Source organism: Cohnella sp. GCM10020058 (genome assembly GCF_042683485.1).
Lineage (GTDB): Bacteria > Bacillota > Bacilli > Paenibacillales > Paenibacillaceae > Cohnella.
This window is the reverse complement of record NZ_JBHUJV010000004.1, coordinates 110,267-130,877: the sequence shown is the minus strand read 5'-3', so window position 1 is coordinate 130,877 and position 20,611 is coordinate 110,267. Positions and strand designations below refer to the sequence as shown.

The following is a 20,611-nucleotide window of genomic DNA, read 5'->3' as shown; positions in this document are numbered from 1 at the left end:
GACTCGACAACCATTATACCTCACGTGCAGCCTTCAGAGCCGTTCGATAATCACGAATACGGCGAGCGCCAGAAACACGACGTTAATGCCGATCTCCCGGTATTCGCTGCGGAAGATATGGAAGAGCGCGCCGAACAGAACGACGGCGGCCAGCGCGATCGCCGCGATCGGCGTCAAAGCCGGCGCGATCCCCGTCGCCTCGGGCAGGATCAAACCCGCCCCGCCGAGCAGCTCCAGGACGCCGACCGAGACGACGAAGCCTTTCGGCACATCCTTGACCCAGCCCCATGCGGCCGCTCCCTTTTCATACTGGACCGTCTTCATCCATCCCGCGTATAGAACCCCCACCGCGAGCAATCCCTGCGCGATCCATAATGCGATATTCATCCTCCGATTCCCCTTCCCCCGTGTGTCGTCAACCCTCGTCTATAGCCTATAATAGGAGGTAGAACGACGCGCCGGAAGAAGGCACTTAAACCATACAAGGTATAGAAAAGAAAACCTTAGACCACGACTGGAGGCCGCGGCATGACGGCTTATTGCAAATTCGAGACGACGCTCGAGATTCTCATCGGCAAGTGGAAGCCCGTGATCCTGCTGCGCCTGCTCGCGGGCGGCACGATGCGGTTCAGCGAGCTGCAAAGGTCGATTCCCGACATCACCAAAAAGATGCTCTCGCAGCAGCTGAAGGAGCTCGAATATCACGATATCGTGCGCAGAGAGGTGTACCCGCTCATTCCGCCCAAGGTGGAGTACTCTATCTCGGAATACGGGCAGCGCTTAACGCCGATTCTGCAGGCCATGAACGACTGGGGCATCGGGCATCTCGCGCATTTGACCGAGCTGTACGGGGAGGAACGCTCTGCGGAGTGATCCGCGCGCGTCAGGCCCGATCGTCGCGGCTCGCATCGTTCGGCAGCGGAGCGGCAGCGGTCTTAAACAGATCCTTGCGCCAGAATTCTACGACGGTATGGTCCGCCAGTTCCATGGAAGCCCACGAATTTTTGTATCTCAGCCCATACCCGTCCATCATGTCGATCGCGCTTTGAACGTCCGCGTTCCCCACCCGCAGCTCCATCGACACCACTTGGGCCATCATCTTCAACAACCGTTCCAGCTCAGCGCTCATCCGCCGCTCCATCCTCCGATCATGCTTCCCCTTAATGACAGGGTTTCATGATCCCCTCTTTTGTGGTAAATGATTCCCCGTATCGTGTACGGCGGCATCGCGATGGCCTACCTTTTTCCGATCATCTATGGCAGCGACTGGCCTGAAGTCGGCTGGTGTTAGGCGAAGGAAAACGGGTTCAGGCGGAATTTGTGCAAAGAGAAAGGCGGCCTCGTTAGAGGTCGCCTTTAACATTTCCTTTTTTCAATGCCAAGGCCTACCGACGCTCGGTTAAATCGCCCCTGCATCTCTTGCCGTATAAAAGGACGGGTAGATCGGACGGAAGTTCAGCTCTTCCCGAATGCGCGTCGTATCGACGATCATGTCCCACGGATCAAAAGGCTGCTCCTGCGCCTCCGGTGCGCCCTCGCCGCCATGAAGCTGCCGAAGCTCCTCGGCCGTAATCGGCGCATCGTCGCCCACATTGTAGATGCGGCCATCGATGCCTGGCGTGGAAGCGGCGAGCAGCAGGGCTTGGCCGACATCGGCATGATGCGCCATATGCATGCGTTTGGCCGGATGCCAGCTTCGAATGTACGGGAGTATCTCCACGATATGCGGATCGCCGTCGCCATAGACGAAGGGCAGCCGAACGATCCGAACGCCCAAGCCCTGCTCGCGATGAAGCCGCAGCAGCACCGCTTCGGCTTCCACTTTGCTTTGCGGATAAGCCTGGGTCGGGCTCAGCTCGTCGTCTTCGCGGCTGGGCCGCGTCCGGACCACCGAGCCGTATACGTTGTTCGTGCTGGTAAAAACAAATCTTGGCACTTCCGCCTGCAAGGCCGCATGAGCCAGCGCGATCGTGCCGTCCAGGTTGGCCGTTCTAGTCGTCTCCTCGTCCACGCCGCGGAATTGCGCCGCCAAGTGAATCACCGCATCCTTCCCCCGCAGCGCACCGATATAGTCGTCCGGCCGCAGCAGATCGCCTTCCACGATCTCCGCCCCTTGCCGGCGAAGCCCGTCCGCCTTTTCGGCGTTTCTCACCAGCAAGGTCACGCGATGCCCCCGCTGCAGCATACGCTGCGCAAACCGGCTCCCCACTTTACCTGTAGCTCCCGTTATAAAAGCGTTCATTTTAAGCCCTCCTACGTTTTTTAGTTGCTATACGGGCAGTATAATAGAAGGAGCAGTCGGCTTCCCTCCTGCGTTTATCGTAGGTTTGGGAGTGTCAGGATACCGGGAGGAATGAAGATGGAAGTGGTTTTTTCCAGAAGGTCGTTGGGCGAATTTCTGCGCATACGCCGGGAGCGGCTGACGCCGGAAGAGGTCGGACTGGTCTCCTATGGACGGCGGCGGACCTCGGGTCTTCGGAGGGAAGAAGTCGCCCAGCTCGCCCATATCGGCACGTCCTGGTACACCTCCCTGGAGCAGGGGCGCAGCGTTAATCCCTCTGAGGATGTACTGAACAACATCGCCAAGGCGCTGCGATTGACCGAGGACGAGCGTCGCCATCTTCACCTTCTGGCCAGATCGGATCAACAGGAACCAGAGGAAGAAGACCGCGATATCGCCACGGGCTTGCAACGAATGATCCAGGCGCTGGACCCGCACCCGGCGTTCGTGCTCGGCAGATATTGGGATCTGCTGCTGTGGAACAAGGCGGCCAAGCTTGTTTTTCATATCCCTGCCCAACCCGACGACACAATGTTCAATTGGATGCGGCATCTGCTGACGAGTGACAAGCTGGAACCCGCGCGGATGGACGAAGCGTCCCGAACGCGCGTGTTGATCGCACGTTTTCGCGCGGATTACGCACGCTTTCCGAATGATGAGCGGTTTAAGACGCTGATCGAGGAATTCATGCGCATCAGCCCGCTATTCCGCGAGCTCTGGCCGATGCACGATGTCGAGGCGGCGACCGATCACCGCAAGCAGAAGTACGATCCCCGAATCGGAGAGATGGCGTTCGAGCACGTGACCTTGCAGCCGCCGACCCATCCGGATCTGAAGATCATGATCTTTACCGCTTCGGCAGATACGGCGGCGCGATTGCAGCGTTTGTTGGATGCATCGGAAGGCTGAGCCGAGGAATGCAATCGTGATTCTTTGTGCCAAACAGCTGCAGGATGAATACTAAACAAAACGAAAGCAAGGTGATTCATGTGCGCGCAGCAACGGAGCCGTTGGCACGTGGCGTAATCGAGACTTGGGAAAACAGCCTTGCCCTGCGGATTCCTGCAAACATTGCGAAAATGTACAGACTCGCTGACGGTGTAGAGATCGACTTTTTTCCATCTGAGCCGGGTCATGGATTCTTTGTTAAGCCTCGCGCATACCCACAAGCTGATGATCAACAGGGGCTCCGAGCTTTCTATCTTTCTCTGGTCGCCCAGGTCACGTCTGACATGAAAGACCAACAAGAAGAGGATGCGGTGTGGGAGCCCGTGGGGGAAGAAATGGTCGAATGATCACTTCAGAAACGGTAGAGCGTAGGCGTTAGGTTATTAGGACAGTCAAAAGTGCAGGCTGGCACTAATGCCCTTGTCTCTCGGCATACCACGCCAGCGCCAGCCGCTCCATTTCACTGACGAACGCCTTCTTGGCCGGACTGTATTCGTTCGTGCGCGCATAGCGCTCGGCGAGCGCCTCCTTGAACCGGCTGTACCTCGCAGCTTCAGCCGGATGACATCGCAAGTAATCTCTGAAGATGAGGTGCCGTTCAATCTCCGGGTTATCCGTCTCATAAAAATGAATGTGATGCGTCCGTTCCTCGCCGCCTTTGCGCAGCAGCCGCCTGCCGGGAATGCCCCACTCTCCGGCGACATCGTATCCGAGCAGGCGCATCCGGTCGTTATATGCGTCGATCCGATCGATGTTCCGCACCACGCCCATCATATCGATGACGGGCTTCGCCTTCATGCCCGGCACCGACGTGCTGCCGAAGTGCTCGAAGTGCACGATCTCATCTCCGAATATCGCGCTTAGAAATGCGACTTCGTCCTCGTAAAGCCGCACCCATTCATTGCTGTAATCGCTCAGCCTAACCTTCATCCGACACGCTCCTTGCAGGCTTGGGCCTAGAAATGCCCGCGCGGTTTTTTACCGGCCCAGCGTTCATCGATCTTCTCCTGGGAGGATTGATAACGGGTGTCCACGCTCAGCCGATACTGGTTCGTCGTATTCTCCAGCGAGCAGTGCATGAGGAACATCCCGAAGATCATCACGTCGCCCGCCCGATACTCAGTCGTCGCCCACTTGCCGCCGTACTTGCCCGTAATGACGAGCGGATCGTCCGTATAATTGTTCACTTTGTCCCAATCCGAATCCTTGGTGCCGTAGGTGCGCTTCAGCTCCTCGAACCGGTGCGAGCCCAGACACATCGCCAGACCGCCCATCGCATAGCTGATGTCGCCGATCGGGGACCAGACGGTGTACAGGTTGTGCGTGCCGCGACCCATATACACGATATCATAATGCGCGCCCGTATAGTCGCCCTTGCCGACCGCGCGCAGCCATTTGTAATTATAGGTTAGCGACTTCTCGCCAAACAGCTCATCGAAGAAACCCATGATCCGCGGCCCGTTCAGCACATCCAGCAGCTCCGGCAGATCCTCGTTCGTCCCGCCAAAAAACAGCGTTCTGCTGCCGTCCGCCATAACGCCGTCCTCGAGCAGGGTATCCCTGTCGAGCTTGCCCATCTTCTCCATCTTGCGGAGAACCGCGCGCCTGGCGTTCAGCACCTCCTCCCGATCATGGAAGTCGCGCAGCAGCAAATAGCCGTCCTCCGCCATTCTGGCGCGCAGGGCGTCAAAGTCATGCCTGATATCGTTCGAATCCCTCAGTTCCGTCAGATGCTCCCCGCCAAGCTCCAGCTCCCGACTCCCTACCTTTACCATCATGCGCGTCTCACTCCTGTCGTGGATCGTAGCTTCAGTATAGGGAGAGACTGCGGGGACTTCCATTGAAGACCGTTGCGAATGCATGTATAATCGTACAAAAATCAATGCGGCGAGAGGCAGCGATACGATGGCTACGACGGATATTCCTTACTATTTGGACGCGGGCTTTGTTGCTCCGGCGTTCCGCTTCCAGTCCATATGGAAGGTAGGTGCGAACGATTCTTATCAGGCATCCCAACCGCAAGGCTTCATGAGCGCCGGCCTCTTCGTCACCTACGAAGGCAAGGGGAGCATCATGTACGGGGATACAAGCGAAGTAATGGAGGCGGGTACCTACCTCCTCGTCTCCGGCGACGTGCCCTGCTCGTATCGCTGCCTGGGCGGCGACTGGAAATTCTACTTCCTGCACTTCGATCCGCTGGATGTAGCCGAGCTGCTAGGGCTCGCTGCTTGGCGGCCGGTATCGACAGGGCGCATTTCAGAGGCTATTCGATTGTGCGAGCGCTTGATCGATAGCCTTATTCTCCAGCCCGCCGGCTATGGAATGGCTGTACATTTAACCGCGCAGGAGCTACTGCACCTATTCGCGCAGGAGCGCGCCGCTTACGGCCGCAGCCGCCATCCCGAGCTCGACGACATCCTGTACCGGATGCACAAGCAGATCGGCGCATCGGTTCCGGTGGACGAGTACGTCCGGCTGAGCGGACTGTCGCGCACCGCCTTTTATGTTAGGTTCCGCGAGCGGACCGGCATGTCCCCCACCCAATATGTGCAGGAGCTGAAGCTCGCCTCCGCCAAGGCGACGCTGGAGACCACCAATGCGACGGTCAAGGAGATCGCCGCATCGCTGCGGTTCTATGATGAGTTCCATTTCTCGCGGCTGTTTAAGAGAAGGTATGGGGTAGCGCCGAGCGCTTATCGGCGTGGGTTGTAGGATGCGAAATCCCCGCCGGGGCTGGAGAGCTGCGGCGGTTGTGATTTTATGGATTGAAAGGTCGTTAGCTTATACGGATCGATTCGGTGGATATGGCTTTCTAACATCAGTAAGGCCCAAGAGATAGTCCGTACTGGTCTCATGCAGGCGGGCCAGCTTGATTAGAATAGCTGTCGGAATATCGACCTCGCCCCGCTCATAATTGCTGTAAATCCGCTGACTGCAGCTCAAATAGGCCGCCACTTGCGTTTGCGTCATATCCTTATCCTCGCGCAAATTCCGAATACGTGCATACATCTCCGCTACACCTCAGAAGAAGTATATTTTAGCGGAAAATTCGCTATGTACTTTTAGCGAAAATATCGCTAGAATGAGATTGGATGAATACCTGGAGTTCAGCTTTATAGACTCGCAATTGTACAGAAGCCGGGGAGGGAAAGCCATGCGAAAACTGCTTGAGAAGCTATATAGCGGACAACTCAACCCACTTGAACAAATTGTCTCTAAAGACCCGGCTCACCATACTCTCAATCGACAAATCACAGAGGCCATGGGCATGTGGCTAGGGCGGCTCGGCCAAGGGGATTATGAGGAACTTGAACAGCTTCTGGACTTGCGAGCTAAACTGGAGGAGTTCGACATGTTCGCTTCGTTTGAACATGGCTTCCAGCTTGGCGTCTCGATGATAGTGGAGTCGATGGCTAAGTGGATAAGCCTGCAGGAAGGCAAGGATATTTACTAAAGCTGAGCGAGCTTCAAACTCCGAATTCTAAATGGATGCGTACTATGTACGCAGGATTGTTATAAGATTCCGCGAATACAAGAAATAGAAATCAAACTCAAAAAAGGAAATCATATCAATACATTAAAGGAGTTGCTTGCTTATTGAAAACTCTAAGAAGGGTTATATTCAACAAAGCTTTGATACTGGTTTACGTTTTGGTTCTTTACATCATCTTCTCTGATTCATTAAGTAGATATTTAAATCTAGAAAGTTTAGAAGTAGAAAATTTTTTTGTACATTTCTTTGTGATTTTAACATGCTTTTTAGTATTAACAGCTTTGATTCAAGCCATTATGCGAATATATAAGCATAAGAGAAAAACTAATGATCTGAATTTAGAATCTTTTTATAAATTCCTTTTATATGAATTACTACCGATTGGTATTATATTTTTTCTTTGTTGGTTGGTTTATCAAATAGGAGTTGCGATTACGGAAGAATATAAAAACTTCTAATGTTTACCCACGATCTAAATGCCGCATTTAGGATTTATAAGCCGCATGATCGCGTATTGATGTTGGAGTCATCCTGTTCTCCCGGACCTCTTATACCGGTAGGAGTCAATGAGTCCATTTAAATTAACGCTATCATACCGTATATATCAAGAACATTTTGTAAGAATTCGAGCGATATTCATTCGGGGGAGACAAATTGAAAAAACGCATTTTGATTTCTGTCATAGCATCCACCCTCATTCTGAGCGCCTGTTCGAACAGCGGGCAAAATTCCTCCTCAAACGCAGGGGCGGTCGAAGCGTTAACCAGCGAGGTATCCAAACTTAAAAAGGAAAATGCGGCGCTCAAGGCGGAGTTAGACGACCTAAAGAACAGCCCTGCGAAGCTGCTGGCGGAGGGCAAGACATTTTTTCAAAAAAAGGATCTCGCTTCTTTGAAAAAAACGACGGAAACGTTAAAATCAAAGGCGCCGGAGTCGGCGGAGTACACAGAGTTGGTCGGACTCGTTGCCAAGTTATCTGCGTCGGTAAAAGCAGCCGAAGAGAAGGCCAAGCAACAAGAACTCGCCAAAGCCAAAGCAAATAAAAAGCGATTGGCCGAAGCGACGTCTAAAATGAGGAAAGAATACGATGAAGTCAGCGAGGTTTCCTTTTTTTATGACAAAACCACCGTGAAATACGTCAACCAAAATGCATTTTATATTTATTTCTCGAAGTCCGACGACGGATATATTCCTTATCCGCATATCCGCATTCAATACACAGGAGATAAATGGATATCTATTAATCGATATATTATAAAGACTGACAAGAATACATACAGGATAACATTTGGAGATAAAGCTGTCGTTAAAGATCATCAAGGCTCCGTTTTTTGGGAGTATTACGATAATTTATTGATGCCGGACGAATTTGCAATGATTGAAGACATCATCTCTTCATCCAAAACCATTGTACGTCATGAGGGGAAACGAACTTATATAGACCGTGTCATTACGGCAAATGAAAAGGCCGCCCTCAGACATGTGCTGGATGCTTATGAAGCGGTGGGAGGAAAGATGCATTAGCGCCACACCAGCAAAAACTGGGTACCTTTAAAGGCGAGTATAAAAGACCGCGCAAGTAATCTCGAAGCGGGCAGGTCTATCATCTAACATTGTACTCGCGATTTAAAGCCCACGGCTCCTCGGCCTTCCAGATGGGTCTCGGAAAGAAGTTTCAGTCAGACATTGCTGTGAGGCTAAGCCCAGTCAGTTATGTGAAATCCAGACTGCCAATTACAGGTGGCCTAACCGTATAATACGCGTATTATAAAAACAAGAAGCCAGTGCCGCCAGCACTGACTTCCTGCACAACTGCTTCTGCGGGTGCCTCCCGTCGATCGACCGAAGAAATGACCCGTTATCCCGTGGCGTGCAACCTAGGGCGGGTCATTTTCTTCTATTCAGGTAAGTAAGCAACGCCAACAGAACTGAATGCCGGAAAGGGACTAGCCCATTCGGAAGCGATGGAGCATATAAATAAATGGCTGACATCATGACTCAAAGAGACATGGTGTTTTTTTGTTTAACGCAAAAACGCTTGCCTGCATGCAGGACAAGCGTTCTTACTCATGCTTTCATACGATCACCAAGCAAATACGCCCTTCTCATCCAAAAACTCGCCATTATGGCGCTGACCATCCGTCGCATATCCGACAATAATCGCAGCAGCGGCTTCCTTCGACTTCCCGCCCGCGGCATTGCCGTTCAGATCGGTGGTCGTGAATCCCGGCGTCACCGCAAACACCTGCGCGCCGCTGTCTCGGACTTCATAAGCCATCGACAGCGTCATGGCGTTGTTGGCCGTCTTGGACGAGTTGTAGTCGAAGGCGTTAAGCGTGAACGCGGCATTTTGCATATGTTCCAGGGATGCCATGTCGGTCGAGACGTTGACAACGGTCCCTTCGTTCGCCTTGATCAAAGGGAACAGGCGCTGGTTCAGGCGGAAGGTGCCGAAGAAGTTGACCTCGAAGGCGTTGCGCAGGTCTTCTTCTTTGGTATCGGTAAACGAACGGGAGAACGCGCCCGGCATGCCGGCATTGTTGATGAGCAGCGTGAGCCCGGAGTGGTTCTTGTTGATCGTGTCGGCGGCCTGTTCGATGGACGTCAAGTCGTTCATGTCAATCGGCACGAATTCGACGTCCAGCCCTTTGGACGCCAGCTGTGCGACGGCCGCTTCGCCCAACTGGGCGCTGCGCGCGCCAAGGAGAACTTTCCAACCGGCCTCCCCTAACTGCTTTACGATCTCGAATCCGATTCCTTTATTGGCGCCCGTGACGAATGCGGTCTTTTTCACGCGAATCCCTCGTTTCGTAAGTTGATTGCCTATAACGATTTATAAGTTACTATGCTACACTTAGTGTAGGTCAACTACGAATTTTGGATAAGCGAGGGCGCGTATGCTGACGATCGGTGAAGTCGCGAAGGACGTCGGAATCAATATCGGAGCCATCCGTTTTTACGAGAGAAAAGGACTGCTGGAGCCCGCCGCCCGCAGCGAGCAGAATAACAGGCTCTATACGGAGCATGATCGGAACTGGCTGCTGTTCATCAAGTGTCTGCGCGAGACCGGGATGAGCGTGGAGGACATCAAGACGTATTATGACAAGGTAAAGGAAGGCACCTCCACCCTGCCGGAGCGGATCGATATGATTCAAGCGCAGAAGCTTAAGCTGCTGCAGGACATCGAGGAGAAAAACGCGCAGCTCGTCCGTCTGGAGGAAAAGCTGGAGCGGTACTATCGCGGGGAAAATTACTGAAACCGCCGACGCCGCGTTTGACACGGTATCGGCGGTTCCGTCCGCATGCTAGCTGCCGCCTTGCAGATCATTATTCGCACACCCCTCAATACCCCCGCGAAGCGTCCACCGCCTCGCGCACCGTCTCCTGCTTCAGCATACGCCGCATGTCGTGGCCGGTCGGATTCTGAAAGACGACGAGTCCGAACTCCGGCGCGACCGCGAGCAGATGATCGAAGATATCGGACTGTATCCCTTCGTACTCTTTCCATATTATCGTATCCGTAAATGCGTAGATCTCCAGCGGCAGACCGTTCTCGCCGGGCGCCAGTTGGCGAACGAGACGCGTCATGTCCTGATGAATTCTAGGATGCCGCTCCAGGTACCGTTCGACGTAAGCGCGGAAGACGCCGATATTCGTCATCGCCCGACCGTTCACCGCGACGGTGCGGTCGATCTCGTGCTCCCTGTTGTGCAGCTCGATATCCACTGCTTTTTCCCGAATGTAGTCGCGCAAATGCTGAATGCGCCCGAATCTTTCGATCATCTCTTGCGTACAGAAGCCGACGCTGTTCATGTCGATGTAGAGAGATCGCTTGATGCGCCGGCCTCCCGAGCGCTGCATACCCCGCCAGTTTTTGAACGAATCCGAAATCAGGGCGTACGACGGGATCGTCGTAATCGTCTTGTCGAAGTTCTGCACCTTGACGGTGTGCAGCGAAATATCGATCACGTCTCCGTCCGCACCGTACTTGGGCATCTCAATCCAGTCGCCGACCTGCACCATGTCGTTGGACGACAGCTGGACGCCTGCGACGAGGCCCAGAAGCGAGTCCTTGAAGATCAGCAGCATGACGGCCGATAGTGCGCCGATCCCGCTGAGCAGAATGAGCGGGCTCTGTCCGATCAGGCTGGAGACAACCAGAATGCCGCCGATGACGAACAGGAATATTTTGATCATCTGAATGTAGCTTTTGATCGGGCGGCTCTTGGAGATCTCGTAAGTGGTATAAATATCGTTCAAGGCGTTCAGCACTGCGTCGACCACCGCCATCGCCACGATCGTCAGATAGACGGCGACCCCCTGCACGATGAGACCGCGATAATCGGAGAAGCTGTGCGAGAAAGAATATATGATAATGGCGGGAACGATGTGGCACAGTCTCTGAAACACCTTTCGTTTGAGAATGTAGTCGTCCCATTTGAACCGATTGCCCCGGATGTAGCGTGTAGCGATGTGGAGCACGACCTTCTTGGTGACATAATGAGCCAGGATGCTGATCGCTGCGATACCGACAATCAGGATGGCGTTCGCCAGATCCGCGGATAGGCCGGAAGTGACGCCCAGATCGTCAAGTAGCTGTTGGATTGAATTCATGCCTTCCTCCCCGGAAATAAAGAAAGGCTCGCCTGACGCAATTACCCGTGCGCCAGAGAGCTTTTCGTCCGATGTTACCGGAAGTCGATCGATACGTCAACCTTCGGGACGGCAGTTCAACCACGCCCTTAATATACAATTCGGCCGCTATCGTCGGAAACGTCATCATGATCGGTCGATCGGTCATCGACACTCCCAATTGACTCACCTTACTATAAATAGGAGCGCAAGGCATCAAGACAGCATGAAGGCGTCTGCAATAAAGAGCGGATTGGAAGCGTTACCAGATCGAACGCCTTGAAGTTGCGAAGAAAAGGAAGCGGAGGTGAAACACCGGCCTTGTTGTAGCACAGATTGCCGCAATGGAAACCGCATCTGCGAACGACAATAGAGGAGGAACAGCTGAAAATGAAAAAATCGATCTTTAAACGAGCCAAACAAGGCTTAGTCGGACTCGTCGCGGCGAGCCTGCTGGCATCGGTATTGCCCATGACGTCCTATGCCGCCGACGACGCCTCGACAGCGCCCAGCTATGCAATATTAGGGTCCAATCCCGAGACGAAGTTAATGACCGTAGAGTCTGTGCCCTACCATCTGCCGGGCAAAGTCGTCACCAAAGACGGTGCGGAAGGCTGGGAGATCGGTCCGCAGGGACCCAATTTTATTCGGGTGAACGTCGATGACTCCTACATTCTGGGCGGCAACAACCGGGTGGAGGTGGACGTGAAGTATTTCGACGACAGCACGGACGGGAAGTTCACCATTGCCTACAATTCCGTAGAGGCGACCTGGAAGGAAGCGGAGACCGTCCATCTCACCGGAACAAATACGTGGATGGTGCATAAATTCGTCCTGGAGGATGCCAAGTTCAACAACGAATCCGAAGGCAACGACTTCCGGGTGGCCTTCTGGGCGCAGTCGATGGGCGAGACGCCGAAGCCGGTCACGATCGGATCCATCTCCGTCGAGAAGCTGAAGCGAGTTTCGATGACCGGCACATCCGATAAGGTCGGCAATATTTTTGACGTGAACGACACCCCCACGATTAATCTTGAATTCGTCAATGAATACGACCAGCCGGATACGATCTCGGTCGATTATCAGGTGTTCGACGCCGCCTACGGCCGATTGCTGAAGACCGGCTCAGTATCGGTAGAAGCGGCTCCCAATAGCGTAAAGACGATAGAGAAACTGAAGCTGGATATTAAAGAAAAAGGCGTCTACACGCTGATCGTCGACGCAAAGGACGCGGACGGCTCGACAAGTATTCATCAGGATATCCCGTTCAGCATCATTCAAAAATTGGATCCTAGCAATACGCTCCCCAACAGCGTATTCGGCGCACAAACGCACCTGGCCTGGGGAGGCATCTACGACGCGGAAAAGATCGCGCCTCTCTTCAAGGATATTGGGGCCAAGTATGCGCGGGACGAATATTACTGGAGCAACGTTGAAACGACCAAAGGGTCCTATACGTTTCCCGCAGGCTACGACCAGTACATCGATACGGAAATCCAAAACGGCATCGTGCCGTTGATCGAGCTGAACTTCGGCAACAATTTTTACGATGGCGGCAAGGCGCCTCACACGCCGGAAGCCGTCGCAGCTTACGCGAACTACTGCAGAGCGGTCGTCGCGCATTTGAAGGGCAAGGTCAAGTACTTCGAGATCTGGAACGAGTGGAACGGCAGCTTCGGCAACGGGCTTGGTGTCACGGAGTACAACGCACTCCTGAAAGCAGCCTATGCGGCGATCAAAGAAGCCAATCCGGACGCCGTCGTATTGGGCGGCGCGGTCGCCGCCTCCGACTACGGCTGGCTCGAGTCGCTGATTAAGGCCGGCGGCGGGGATTACATGGACGCCATCTCCTTCCACCCTTACACGAATGCAGGTCCGGAGGGCGCGAAGTTCGCGGAGACGATGGTTCGCGTCAAGGAATCGTTCAAGAAGCTCGGCTTCGAGAAGCCAATGTGGGCGACGGAGATCGGCTGGAGCTCGGGCAACCACTCCGAAGTCGAGCAGGCGGCGTTCGCTACGCAGATCAAGACGCTGGTGCTGTCGATTCCCGGCGTCCTCGATAAAGTTCTCTGGTACGACTCGCTGAACGACGGCATGGACAAAGCGGACTACGAGAGCAACTTCGGCTTGCTTAGCCAAAGAGGACCGTATTCGGCGAAACCGGCATACGTCGCGCTCTCGGCCAACGAGAACCTGCTTGGCGATGCGAGCTTCGTCAAGGATTACAAGCTGGACGACAATATCCGTATCCTGAAATTCCACAGCGCGGCCAAGGGCAAGGACATCCTCGCCGTGTGGACGAAAAATAAACCGCAAACGGTCGGCCTGAATCTCGGAACCGATACGCTGAAAACCGTCGATCTGTTCGGCAACGAAACGGATACGACAGCGGCCCAGAACATTCTGTCGACGACGTTAACGGGCACCCCCGTTTATTATGTTGGCAGCTTCAGCGACCAGCTGTCGCTGGCAACGCCAAGTTTTAAAGCACAGAGCGATGAAATCAACGTCGCGGCCGGCGATACCGTCACGGTGAACATCAGCCGTTCGGCTGCCGCTGCCGCCATGTCCGGCCGATACAGCGTGAGCATGCCGGCAGGCTGGACCATGGCAGAAGACGGTTCGTTTAAAGAAGGACAGAGCGTCGATAAGCTGACGTTCACGGTGCCAGCCGATTACGCGAACGATTCGGATACGATCGCGATCGTCGCGAACGACAGCAGCGGGAACAAGGTTGGCGACATGAAGATCAACGTCAAAAAAGTGATTCCAATCGTCGTATCGGTGACCGCCAATCCGGTGGATCCGGCCGACCCCAGCAAAAACTGGGAGCTATTAGTGGAAATTCAGAACAATTATTCGAAGCTGGCCTTGTCGGCCGGCACGCTCAGCGTGACGGAGCCTGTGGGCTGGCCAGATACGCAAGCCGTGCCTTATGATGCGATTAACCCGGGCGAGTCGCGCGTCATCAAGCTGCCGATTCCCGATGGCGCGATCAAGGAAGGCACGCATGTCAAATTGAACGTCCAGCCCGATTCCGGCGATGCGATCGTCATCGATCAGATCATCAACGATCTGTCCGTAGCGGCATACGCGCAGACGCAGGTGACCGTGGACGGGGATATTAGGGACGACGAGTGGGCCAATACCCAGACGAAAACAATCGATCAGGCTTCGCAGGTTGAGGGCATCGCCGACTGGGGCGGCCCGAGCGACTTGAGCGCGAAGTTCCGCACGAAGTGGGATGCGGACTATCTGTACCTGGCGATTCAAGCGACCGACAACGTTCATAACCAGCCTTATACGGACGGAAGCACCTGGCAGGCAGACGGCATTCAGCTCGCGATCGATCCGGGCAGAATCTACGGCTCCGGCTCCCGCGGCTACAATGAGATCGGCTTTGCCTTGAACAATGACGGTACTGTGCAAAAGTACCGTTGGATCGCCGTCCCGGGCCAATTCTCGGGTGCGTTCGACGATATGAAAGTCGCGATCAAGCGGGTTGAGGACGAGAAAACGACCAACTATGAGGTGGCGATTCCGTGGGAGGAGATTATGCCTGAAGGCATGACCGCCAAGTCCGGTACGGACATCGGATTCTCGTTCCTCATCAACGACAGCGACGGAGGCGCGCGCCGCGGCTGGATCCAGTACATGGGCGGTATCGGCGGCGATAAAAATCCGAAGTATCTCGCAGACCTGGTACTTAAGGGTGTGCCTGCGGTTACGGGCATCAAGCTGACGTCCGACGCGGCAGATACGTCGATCGCGGCCGGCGAATCCTTCCGCCTGACGGCGTCGCTGGCCCCTGCGGATGCGGCGATTAAATCCGTCGTATTCACGTCCGGAGATGACAAGGTCGCCTCGGTGAGCGATGTCGTGTACGACGCGGCGACGGGAACCACGAGCGCCAAGATCACAGGTTTGAAGGCTGGCGACGGCGTCATAACCGCGACCGCGGGGGATGGCGGCGAGAAGGCCGAGTATCGGTTCGTCGTGAAGGAAGCGACCGATCCGGGCACCGGCGGCGACGAGGCGCCGGGCAAGGTATCGTCCGTCAACGTCGCGTCCTCGGACGGCAAGCTGACGCTGACCTGGGACGATCCGACGGATGAAGATCTGGCCTACGTTCGCATTGCCGGAGAATCCGCCGACGGGAAGCCGATGGAAGAGCGCCAAGTGGATGCGGGCGTTCGCCGGGCCGAGCTGAACGGATTGACGAACGGCGTAAACTACCGTCTGAAGCTTACGGCGGTCGACGCGGCCGGCCATGAATCCGAGGCCGTGTCTATTGAAGGAACGCCGACAGCGCCGTACATTCCCGCTAATCCGCCGACCTCGCCGACGCCCGACCCATCGAAGCCGGTCGTCGACAGCCGCGGACTCACGGTCGAAGCGAAATCGGACGCCTCCGGTCTGGCGAGCGCAGCGTTCAGCGCAGCGGATCTCGAGGGTGCGATCAAGGCGCTGGGCGGCTCCGAGCTTCGCATCGCGGTGAAGCCGGACACCGGGGCATCCGGCGTGCGCGTCGCACTGCCGGCCGACGCCCTGCTCACGGCCGCGTCCGCCGGCACGCTCTCGTCGATTGTGATCGACAACGGACTGGCGCCGGTGACGCTGGACGCCAAATGGCTGACGACGCAGGCCAAGGCCGGCGAGACCGTTACGCTGACGGTGGCCAAGGCGGACACATCCAAGCTGCCGCAGACGATTCAGGATCAACTGGCCGGATGTCCCGTCTACGACTTCAAGCTCGAGGTTGGCGGGCGTCGCGTGGAGCAGTTCGGCAAGAGCGGCGTTGTCCGCGTTGCCGTTCCTTATTCGCTGAGCGCAGGACAGCAGGCCGGGCAGGTCGTCGTCTATTCCATCGACGACGAAGGACGCCTGACGCCGGTCGTTAACAGCCGATACGATTCGGCGACGGGCACGGTCCGGTTCGCGCCGGCGCATTTCAGCCTTTATGCGGTATCCTATGCGAAGACCCTCTTCACCGACTTGCAGCAGTATGCCTGGGCGATCCCCGCCGTCGAAGCGCTCGCTGCTCGGGGCGCGGTTCGCGGGGACGGCAACGGCACGTTCCGACCGAACGGCATCGTGACGCGGGCGGAATTCGTAACGATGCTGGCGAATACCTTCGGGCTGGATTCCGAAACGGGCTCCGACGCGGCCGCCTTCACGGATGTTGCCGCAGGCCAGTGGTATTCGAATGCCGTCGCCTCGGCGGCAAAGCTTGGCATCGTGACCGGGCGTGCGGACGGCTCCTTCGGTCTCGATGCGCCGATCACGCGCCAAGAGATGGCTGCCATGCTGTACCGCGCGGCAAGCGAGCTGAAGCTTGACCTGAACGCTTCATCGGCCGCGCAGGCCGCGGCGTTCACGGACGCGGACGCGATCGCGCCGTACGCACGGGATGCGGCGGCTGCCATGCAGCGTGCCGGCATTCTTCAAGGCACAGGCGCGGGAGCCTTCGATCCGGCTGCCTCTACCACGAGAGCGCAGGCTGCGACGGCGATCTACCGGCTGTTCGAGCGGCAATAACGAAGCGCCGGCGCCGATCCGTCGGAGCTGCTTCCGGTCGACGGCGATTGCCGCCGCCATATAAGACGCCTTGCGGCCATCGACGAGATGACCGCAAGGCGTTTTTTTTTGGCGGAATGCCGCACTCGAAAAAAAGCTCGCCTGACGCAGCGATTCGCGCGCCAGGGAGCTTTTTGTGCGGGCCGGATTGCAGGATAGCAAAAAAGCCGCAGGCGGCTTTCCAAGTGTTAGACTGGAGAATAAAGTATTAGACCTTGAAATTAAAGTTTTAGAGTGGCAGCCGGCATTAAGCTAAGTAAATGTTCAGACCAGGAGGAGCACCGGATGCACCTGATAAACCCAAAAGAATTCGAGGCTATTATTAAACTCTCCGCGAATATTAGATATGAATACTTTATAAAGAAGGTTACTGATTCAGAAGAAGTCTGGGGTTTGTATGATGACGGTTGGGCAATGTCTTCAGATGATAACGGGAGATTGCTTATTCCTTTCTGGCCTAAGAAAGAGTTTGCAGAGTACTGTGCTTATGAAGATTGGTCAAATTATAAAGCATAGTGTATCTCACTAAACGAGTTTATTTGTGACTTGTTACCCAATATGGCGGAGGATCAGCATAAGCCGTCGATCTTTTGGAACCGAGATGATTCTGCAGTTCTTGAGATTCCAGTGCTACTAAATGATTTAGAGCAGGAGCTCGAAAAGTATTAAACCATCGTTACGCTAACAGGTACAATAGTACAAAGACAACAGGCTGCCTACACGATCGGCAGCTTGTTCAGTAAACGGACAGGCTTGCTTGAAATCAATTCGGAGGCGAGGTTTCGTAGTCATGACTAATAAATCGGAAGAATTCCTTAGAAAAATGTTAGATTTTTTACCGTCGACTGAAGAAGAGTATAGAGAATCAATCGAGTATTATGGTGAGGTACTAGATACTGTTATAATTGAACTAATATTCATGCCGAAAATAATTCAGTTATTAACTGAGGAAAAAAACATCAATTTGCTAGAGAGTATTTTTAAATACTTTGAAGAAGTATCAAAGAGTAAAGATGTTCGCTTAAAGAACATTTTTCAAACTACAGTATTAGAAATACTGGGAAATGATAAATCAATTCTAAAGACTGCTCAGAAATACATGGGAGCTAAAACTAGGCAGCTTCAGATAGAAGCTGATATTGCATTAGGTAGATTTTAATCAAGGTTCAGCTCAACTAACGGGAGACGATAGTTCAATTACACAGCCTGCCGGCGAGATACGGCAGGCTGTTCGACTAACGGGCAGGATTCCTATAATGCAGAAATATCAGGTTTGAGAAATAAAAAGACTCCTTGGTAAGATGGTTAAGGGTCCCGTAAGCTGGCCAGCGAGCGGATCCAAAAACAAACCAAGGAGACTACAATATGAATTCTACTCAAAATGAGCCAATTACTCAAATCACAGCCAGTCTGTGGACTTTTGGAGGAATAAATGGATTTGATTATATCTCGGATATTCAACGATTCGGCAACCTAAGTGAGCTGGCGTTAAATCACTACTCTAAACTCACTTCATGAATTAACTATCGGAGCACAAGAGTACAATCCACACCACGACAGCAGGACTAAAGATCGGCAGCCGTTTTTCGTTAAGCTAAAGGGCAGGATAGTTCCAATATGTGGTAGTATAAACTTTGAAATAATTAATCAGAGTGACATGGAGGAATGCCCATGGCATGGCCAACTCATATTGTGGCTGTTAGTGGAATTGTAGAAAATGAAAAAGGTGAAATCCTTTTAGTAAAGACTCAACATGGCGGTTGGGTGTGCCCAGGGGGACAAGTAGAAGTAGGTGAAAACCTAATTGATGCTTTGATTCGTGAAATAAAAGAGGAAAGCGGAATAGAAGTGGTTGTGTCGCATTTGTTTGGGGTCTTCTCGAATACAGCAGTTCATAAATGGCATGACGGTGTTACTGATGTTCCCACGAAAGTGATGTTGGACTTTATCTGTAAGCCCATTGGCGGGATATTATGTACGTCTGAAGAGACGTCAGATTGTCGTTGGGTCAAGAAGGACCAAGCGCTTGATATGATTACAGCCCCAGCTATCCGTACACGTTATCAAGCTTATTTAGATTTCGATGGGAAAACGCATTACATGGATTATGTTACTAAACCAAATTTTGAAGTGAAGTTGAATCGAACTATTTAGTCCTTAAGCTATCTGGGAACAATAGCTCAATAAAGACACAAAGCAACTGGTTAAGAGAGGTAACGATGAAACTTTTTACAAAACGTTATAAACGGATAGTTGTTGAAAATCATTCATTTTTGTGCGTGATAGACTATACACCAAATCATGAATATATCAGCTTTAAAATATACCCAGCTAGAACGAAAACATCAATTGTTTCAATCTTGTTCTCATGGGCAGTAAACTGGCAGACCAATCTCAATACCCCGCGGGCTTGTGCCATTCTAATAAAATATGCATTACAAATTGGATGGGATCCTACACAAGAGCATCATGTAATAAAGATTGAGCAAGGGGATTTTCTTGTAGATGAGTTAAGACTTCGAGAATGTTAGCCATTTTCCATGGTATTCATTAAAGCAACAGAGACCGATAGCAGAACGAGCATCGCGGTAGCTGGTCAGACGATCGGCTGCCGTTTCCATTGAAGTAACGGGCAGGATAATTTCAGTATGTGCTAATATGGATGGTAGCGTTACGTGTTGATACTGGGGGATTTAAGCCATGACTAATCTAAACTTTCTGGAGACAAGATTATCCAGCAGATACGGTGAAGATGTTTCAATAGAAGAAAACAAGACAGTATTCGCTGACCTAATCATTGATTCGATATCCTTATATCAACGGCTGAAAGAGTATGACTTCGTACCTGCCTTTGGTTGGGGGAAAGATGAGCAACAACAGCTTACAATTGACTACTTCTTATTTAAGTATCCTTTTGAATTCAAATATCATAGGTATCCGATATTAATTTGTCCGCAGTGCGGTGATTTAGAATGCGGATATATTTCTGTAGCTATAGATAAAGAATCAGATATTGTTGAGTGGAGCAATTTTTACTTAGAACATAATAATCAACCACTCGATATAGGACCTTTCCACTTTAAATGGGACAATTATAAATTAGCGATAGAGAAAACTTATGAAATTGGTCGATTACGTTAACAGGAGACGATAGAGCAACCGAACACAACGGCAGCAGGTCTAAAAATCAGCTGCCGTTTTCGTTAAGCTAGAAGGAAAGATAGTTACAATGATTTGTTCTTTTGTTAGGAGTGAATATGTCTTATGTCAGTAGCAGCCTTTATCTTAGAACCGACTAATGAATTTGAAAAGGCTTTCTCAATACCAGTGTCAACTGAAGCATTTTTCTATGAGTGTTGGGTCCCCGCGATAAAAGCAATGAATTTAAAGTGGGTAGAGCATTTTTCTTGGGGTGTTGATATTCGGAAAGAAGACTTGGAGGACGTCATTACCGAGCTGCTTCAGGTTCGAGAATGGTCTTTTCACAATTTATTAGAAACGCAGCTAACATATATCCTTTACAGAACCGATTTGTTAATCACTATGCTACCCACTGCATTTCGACGAGAAAATGCTGTGGTTTTCATTGGTTAACCACCCTTATTGCTTTTCAACTAACGAGGAACGTTAGTTGAACAAAGACAGCGGCAGTCTAAGACCGTATTTTCAAGTCTTAGCCG

23 protein-coding genes are annotated in these 20,611 nt (G+C 52.8%); 15 read left to right on the top strand and 8 right to left on the bottom strand.

Annotation, left to right across the window (positions count from 1 at the left end; genetic code table 11):
• Window positions 1-33 precede the first annotated feature (33 nt).
• A complete protein-coding gene (locus ACFSR7_RS06890; RefSeq protein ID WP_378159940.1) occupies window positions 34-387 on the bottom strand; it encodes a DoxX family protein in 354 nt (117 codons plus the stop codon).
• Window positions 388-528: 141 nt separating this feature from the next.
• Here ACFSR7_RS06890 and ACFSR7_RS06885 point away from each other — a divergent pair, with 141 nt between their 5' ends.
• The gene (locus ACFSR7_RS06885; protein WP_378159939.1) at window positions 529-873 is read left to right on the top strand and encodes a winged helix-turn-helix transcriptional regulator; all 345 of its coding nucleotides are present in this window, start codon (window positions 529-531) and stop codon (window positions 871-873) included.
• Window positions 874-883: 10 nt separating this feature from the next.
• Here the strand turns inward: ACFSR7_RS06885 and ACFSR7_RS06880 are convergent, their stop codons facing one another.
• Together ACFSR7_RS06880 and ACFSR7_RS06875 are read right to left on the bottom strand one after the other, a co-directional pair.
• A complete protein-coding gene (locus tag ACFSR7_RS06880) occupies window positions 884-1,129 on the bottom strand; it encodes a hypothetical protein (RefSeq protein ID WP_378159937.1) in 246 nt (81 codons plus the stop codon).
• 270 nt (window positions 1,130-1,399) lie between these two features.
• Window positions 1,400-2,242: an NAD-dependent epimerase/dehydratase family protein gene (locus ACFSR7_RS06875; RefSeq protein ID WP_378159935.1), complete on the bottom strand. Its 843-nt coding sequence runs from the start codon at window positions 2,240-2,242 to the stop codon at window positions 1,400-1,402.
• Window positions 2,243-2,359: 117 nt separating this feature from the next.
• On the opposite strand from ACFSR7_RS06875, the gene ACFSR7_RS06870 reads away from it, so the two are divergent.
• Together ACFSR7_RS06870 and ACFSR7_RS06865 are read left to right on the top strand one after the other, a co-directional pair.
• Window positions 2,360-3,190 (top strand): helix-turn-helix transcriptional regulator, encoded by an 831-nt coding sequence (locus ACFSR7_RS06870; RefSeq protein WP_378159933.1) that lies wholly within the window; start codon window positions 2,360-2,362, stop codon window positions 3,188-3,190.
• Window positions 3,191-3,234: 44 nt separating this feature from the next.
• A complete protein-coding gene (locus tag ACFSR7_RS06865) occupies window positions 3,235-3,576 on the top strand; it encodes an AbrB/MazE/SpoVT family DNA-binding domain-containing protein (protein WP_378159931.1) in 342 nt (113 codons plus the stop codon).
• A 64-nt stretch (window positions 3,577-3,640) separates the two neighbouring features.
• Here ACFSR7_RS06865 and ACFSR7_RS06860 read toward each other — a convergent pair whose 3' ends face one another.
• Window positions 3,641-4,159, bottom strand: coding sequence for a GrpB family protein (locus ACFSR7_RS06860; protein ID WP_378159929.1), 519 nt, complete (start codon window positions 4,157-4,159; stop codon window positions 3,641-3,643).
• A 26-nt stretch (window positions 4,160-4,185) separates the two neighbouring features.
• Window positions 4,186-5,007, bottom strand: coding sequence for a phytanoyl-CoA dioxygenase family protein (locus ACFSR7_RS06855; RefSeq protein WP_378159927.1), 822 nt, complete (start codon window positions 5,005-5,007; stop codon window positions 4,186-4,188).
• 127 nt (window positions 5,008-5,134) lie between these two features.
• Here ACFSR7_RS06855 and ACFSR7_RS06850 point away from each other — a divergent pair, with 127 nt between their 5' ends.
• On the top strand, window positions 5,135-5,941 hold the full coding sequence (locus ACFSR7_RS06850; protein WP_378159925.1) for a helix-turn-helix domain-containing protein: 807 nt from the start codon (window positions 5,135-5,137) through the stop codon (window positions 5,939-5,941).
• Between the two features lie 69 nt (window positions 5,942-6,010).
• On the opposite strand, the gene ACFSR7_RS06845 is transcribed toward ACFSR7_RS06850, so the two are convergent.
• The gene (locus ACFSR7_RS06845) at window positions 6,011-6,238 is read right to left on the bottom strand and encodes a helix-turn-helix domain-containing protein (protein WP_378159923.1); all 228 of its coding nucleotides are present in this window, start codon (window positions 6,236-6,238) and stop codon (window positions 6,011-6,013) included.
• A gap of 145 nt (window positions 6,239-6,383) precedes the next feature.
• Here ACFSR7_RS06845 and ACFSR7_RS06840 point away from each other — a divergent pair, with 145 nt between their 5' ends.
• Together ACFSR7_RS06840 and ACFSR7_RS06835 are read left to right on the top strand one after the other, a co-directional pair.
• On the top strand, window positions 6,384-6,683 hold the full coding sequence (locus ACFSR7_RS06840; RefSeq protein ID WP_378159921.1) for a DUF6809 family protein: 300 nt from the start codon (window positions 6,384-6,386) through the stop codon (window positions 6,681-6,683).
• Window positions 6,684-7,376: 693 nt separating this feature from the next.
• Complete coding sequence (locus tag ACFSR7_RS06835) at window positions 7,377-8,246, top strand: hypothetical protein (protein ID WP_378159920.1); 870 nt, start codon at window positions 7,377-7,379, stop codon at window positions 8,244-8,246.
• 559 nt (window positions 8,247-8,805) lie between these two features.
• On the opposite strand, the gene ACFSR7_RS06830 is transcribed toward ACFSR7_RS06835, so the two are convergent.
• Complete coding sequence (locus tag ACFSR7_RS06830; RefSeq protein WP_378159918.1) at window positions 8,806-9,516, bottom strand: SDR family NAD(P)-dependent oxidoreductase; 711 nt, start codon at window positions 9,514-9,516, stop codon at window positions 8,806-8,808.
• 103 nt (window positions 9,517-9,619) lie between these two features.
• On the opposite strand from ACFSR7_RS06830, the gene ACFSR7_RS06825 reads away from it, so the two are divergent.
• Complete coding sequence (locus tag ACFSR7_RS06825; protein ID WP_378122465.1) at window positions 9,620-9,979, top strand: MerR family transcriptional regulator; 360 nt, start codon at window positions 9,620-9,622, stop codon at window positions 9,977-9,979.
• Between the two features lie 85 nt (window positions 9,980-10,064).
• On the opposite strand, the gene ACFSR7_RS06820 is transcribed toward ACFSR7_RS06825, so the two are convergent.
• On the bottom strand, window positions 10,065-11,336 hold the full coding sequence (locus ACFSR7_RS06820) for a mechanosensitive ion channel family protein (RefSeq protein WP_378159916.1): 1,272 nt from the start codon (window positions 11,334-11,336) through the stop codon (window positions 10,065-10,067).
• 408 nt (window positions 11,337-11,744) lie between these two features.
• On the opposite strand from ACFSR7_RS06820, the gene ACFSR7_RS06815 reads away from it, so the two are divergent.
• From ACFSR7_RS06815 to ACFSR7_RS06780, 8 genes are all read left to right on the top strand, one after another.
• Window positions 11,745-16,892, top strand: a complete 5,148-nt coding sequence (locus ACFSR7_RS06815) for an S-layer homology domain-containing protein (RefSeq protein ID WP_378159915.1) — start codon at window positions 11,745-11,747, stop codon at window positions 16,890-16,892.
• 324 nt (window positions 16,893-17,216) lie between these two features.
• Entirely contained in the window at window positions 17,217-17,447 is a 231-nt protein-coding gene (locus tag ACFSR7_RS06810) for a DUF2750 domain-containing protein (protein ID WP_378159913.1), read from the top strand.
• Window positions 17,448-17,721: 274 nt separating this feature from the next.
• Window positions 17,722-18,090 carry a DUF7674 family protein gene (locus ACFSR7_RS06805; protein WP_378159911.1) on the top strand — a complete coding sequence of 123 codons (369 nt, stop codon included), beginning with the start codon at window positions 17,722-17,724 and terminating at the stop codon, window positions 18,088-18,090.
• Between the two features lie 206 nt (window positions 18,091-18,296).
• Window positions 18,297-18,449, top strand: coding sequence for a hypothetical protein (locus tag ACFSR7_RS06800; RefSeq protein WP_378159909.1), 153 nt, complete (start codon window positions 18,297-18,299; stop codon window positions 18,447-18,449).
• Between the two features lie 153 nt (window positions 18,450-18,602).
• Complete coding sequence (locus ACFSR7_RS06795; RefSeq protein WP_378159907.1) at window positions 18,603-19,085, top strand: NUDIX hydrolase; 483 nt, start codon at window positions 18,603-18,605, stop codon at window positions 19,083-19,085.
• Window positions 19,086-19,150: 65 nt separating this feature from the next.
• Window positions 19,151-19,462 carry a hypothetical protein gene (locus ACFSR7_RS06790; RefSeq protein ID WP_378159905.1) on the top strand — a complete coding sequence of 104 codons (312 nt, stop codon included), beginning with the start codon at window positions 19,151-19,153 and terminating at the stop codon, window positions 19,460-19,462.
• A gap of 169 nt (window positions 19,463-19,631) precedes the next feature.
• On the top strand, window positions 19,632-20,072 hold the full coding sequence (locus ACFSR7_RS06785) for an oxidoreductase (protein WP_378159903.1): 441 nt from the start codon (window positions 19,632-19,634) through the stop codon (window positions 20,070-20,072).
• Window positions 20,073-20,195: 123 nt separating this feature from the next.
• Window positions 20,196-20,525: a hypothetical protein gene (locus tag ACFSR7_RS06780; protein ID WP_378159901.1), complete on the top strand. Its 330-nt coding sequence runs from the start codon at window positions 20,196-20,198 to the stop codon at window positions 20,523-20,525.
• Window positions 20,526-20,611: the final 86 nt, after the last annotated feature.

Excerpts from the sequence above, each read along its gene's own strand:
- ACFSR7_RS06865 (WP_378159931.1), top strand. The coding sequence starts at position 3,235 with ATGAATACTAAACAAAACGAAAGCAAGGTGATTCATGTGCGCGCAGCA.
- ACFSR7_RS06870 (WP_378159933.1), top strand. The coding sequence starts at position 2,360 with ATGGAAGTGGTTTTTTCCAGAAGGTCGTTGGGCGAATTTCTGCGCATA.
- ACFSR7_RS06890 (WP_378159940.1), bottom strand. The coding sequence starts at position 387 with ATGAATATCGCATTATGGATCGCGCAGGGATTGCTCGCGGTGGGGGTT.
- ACFSR7_RS06785 (WP_378159903.1), top strand. The coding sequence starts at position 19,632 with ATGACTAATCTAAACTTTCTGGAGACAAGATTATCCAGCAGATACGGT.
- ACFSR7_RS06795 (WP_378159907.1), top strand. The coding sequence starts at position 18,603 with ATGGCATGGCCAACTCATATTGTGGCTGTTAGTGGAATTGTAGAAAAT.
- ACFSR7_RS06805 (WP_378159911.1), top strand. The coding sequence starts at position 17,722 with ATGACTAATAAATCGGAAGAATTCCTTAGAAAAATGTTAGATTTTTTA.
- ACFSR7_RS06860 (WP_378159929.1), bottom strand. The coding sequence starts at position 4,159 with ATGAAGGTTAGGCTGAGCGATTACAGCAATGAATGGGTGCGGCTTTAC.
- ACFSR7_RS06780 (WP_378159901.1), top strand. The coding sequence starts at position 20,196 with ATGTCAGTAGCAGCCTTTATCTTAGAACCGACTAATGAATTTGAAAAG.
- ACFSR7_RS06885 (WP_378159939.1), top strand. The coding sequence starts at position 529 with ATGACGGCTTATTGCAAATTCGAGACGACGCTCGAGATTCTCATCGGC.
- ACFSR7_RS06815 (WP_378159915.1), top strand. The coding sequence starts at position 11,745 with ATGAAAAAATCGATCTTTAAACGAGCCAAACAAGGCTTAGTCGGACTC.
- ACFSR7_RS06825 (WP_378122465.1), top strand. The coding sequence starts at position 9,620 with ATGCTGACGATCGGTGAAGTCGCGAAGGACGTCGGAATCAATATCGGA.
- ACFSR7_RS06790 (WP_378159905.1), top strand. The coding sequence starts at position 19,151 with ATGAAACTTTTTACAAAACGTTATAAACGGATAGTTGTTGAAAATCAT.
- ACFSR7_RS06875 (WP_378159935.1), bottom strand. The coding sequence starts at position 2,242 with ATGAACGCTTTTATAACGGGAGCTACAGGTAAAGTGGGGAGCCGGTTT.
- ACFSR7_RS06840 (WP_378159921.1), top strand. The coding sequence starts at position 6,384 with ATGCGAAAACTGCTTGAGAAGCTATATAGCGGACAACTCAACCCACTT.
- ACFSR7_RS06880 (WP_378159937.1), bottom strand. The coding sequence starts at position 1,129 with ATGAGCGCTGAGCTGGAACGGTTGTTGAAGATGATGGCCCAAGTGGTG.
- ACFSR7_RS06845 (WP_378159923.1), bottom strand. The coding sequence starts at position 6,238 with ATGTATGCACGTATTCGGAATTTGCGCGAGGATAAGGATATGACGCAA.
- ACFSR7_RS06850 (WP_378159925.1), top strand. The coding sequence starts at position 5,135 with ATGGCTACGACGGATATTCCTTACTATTTGGACGCGGGCTTTGTTGCT.
- ACFSR7_RS06820 (WP_378159916.1), bottom strand. The coding sequence starts at position 11,336 with ATGAATTCAATCCAACAGCTACTTGACGATCTGGGCGTCACTTCCGGC.
- ACFSR7_RS06800 (WP_378159909.1), top strand. The coding sequence starts at position 18,297 with ATGAATTCTACTCAAAATGAGCCAATTACTCAAATCACAGCCAGTCTG.
- ACFSR7_RS06810 (WP_378159913.1), top strand. The coding sequence starts at position 17,217 with ATGCACCTGATAAACCCAAAAGAATTCGAGGCTATTATTAAACTCTCC.
- ACFSR7_RS06855 (WP_378159927.1), bottom strand. The coding sequence starts at position 5,007 with ATGATGGTAAAGGTAGGGAGTCGGGAGCTGGAGCTTGGCGGGGAGCAT.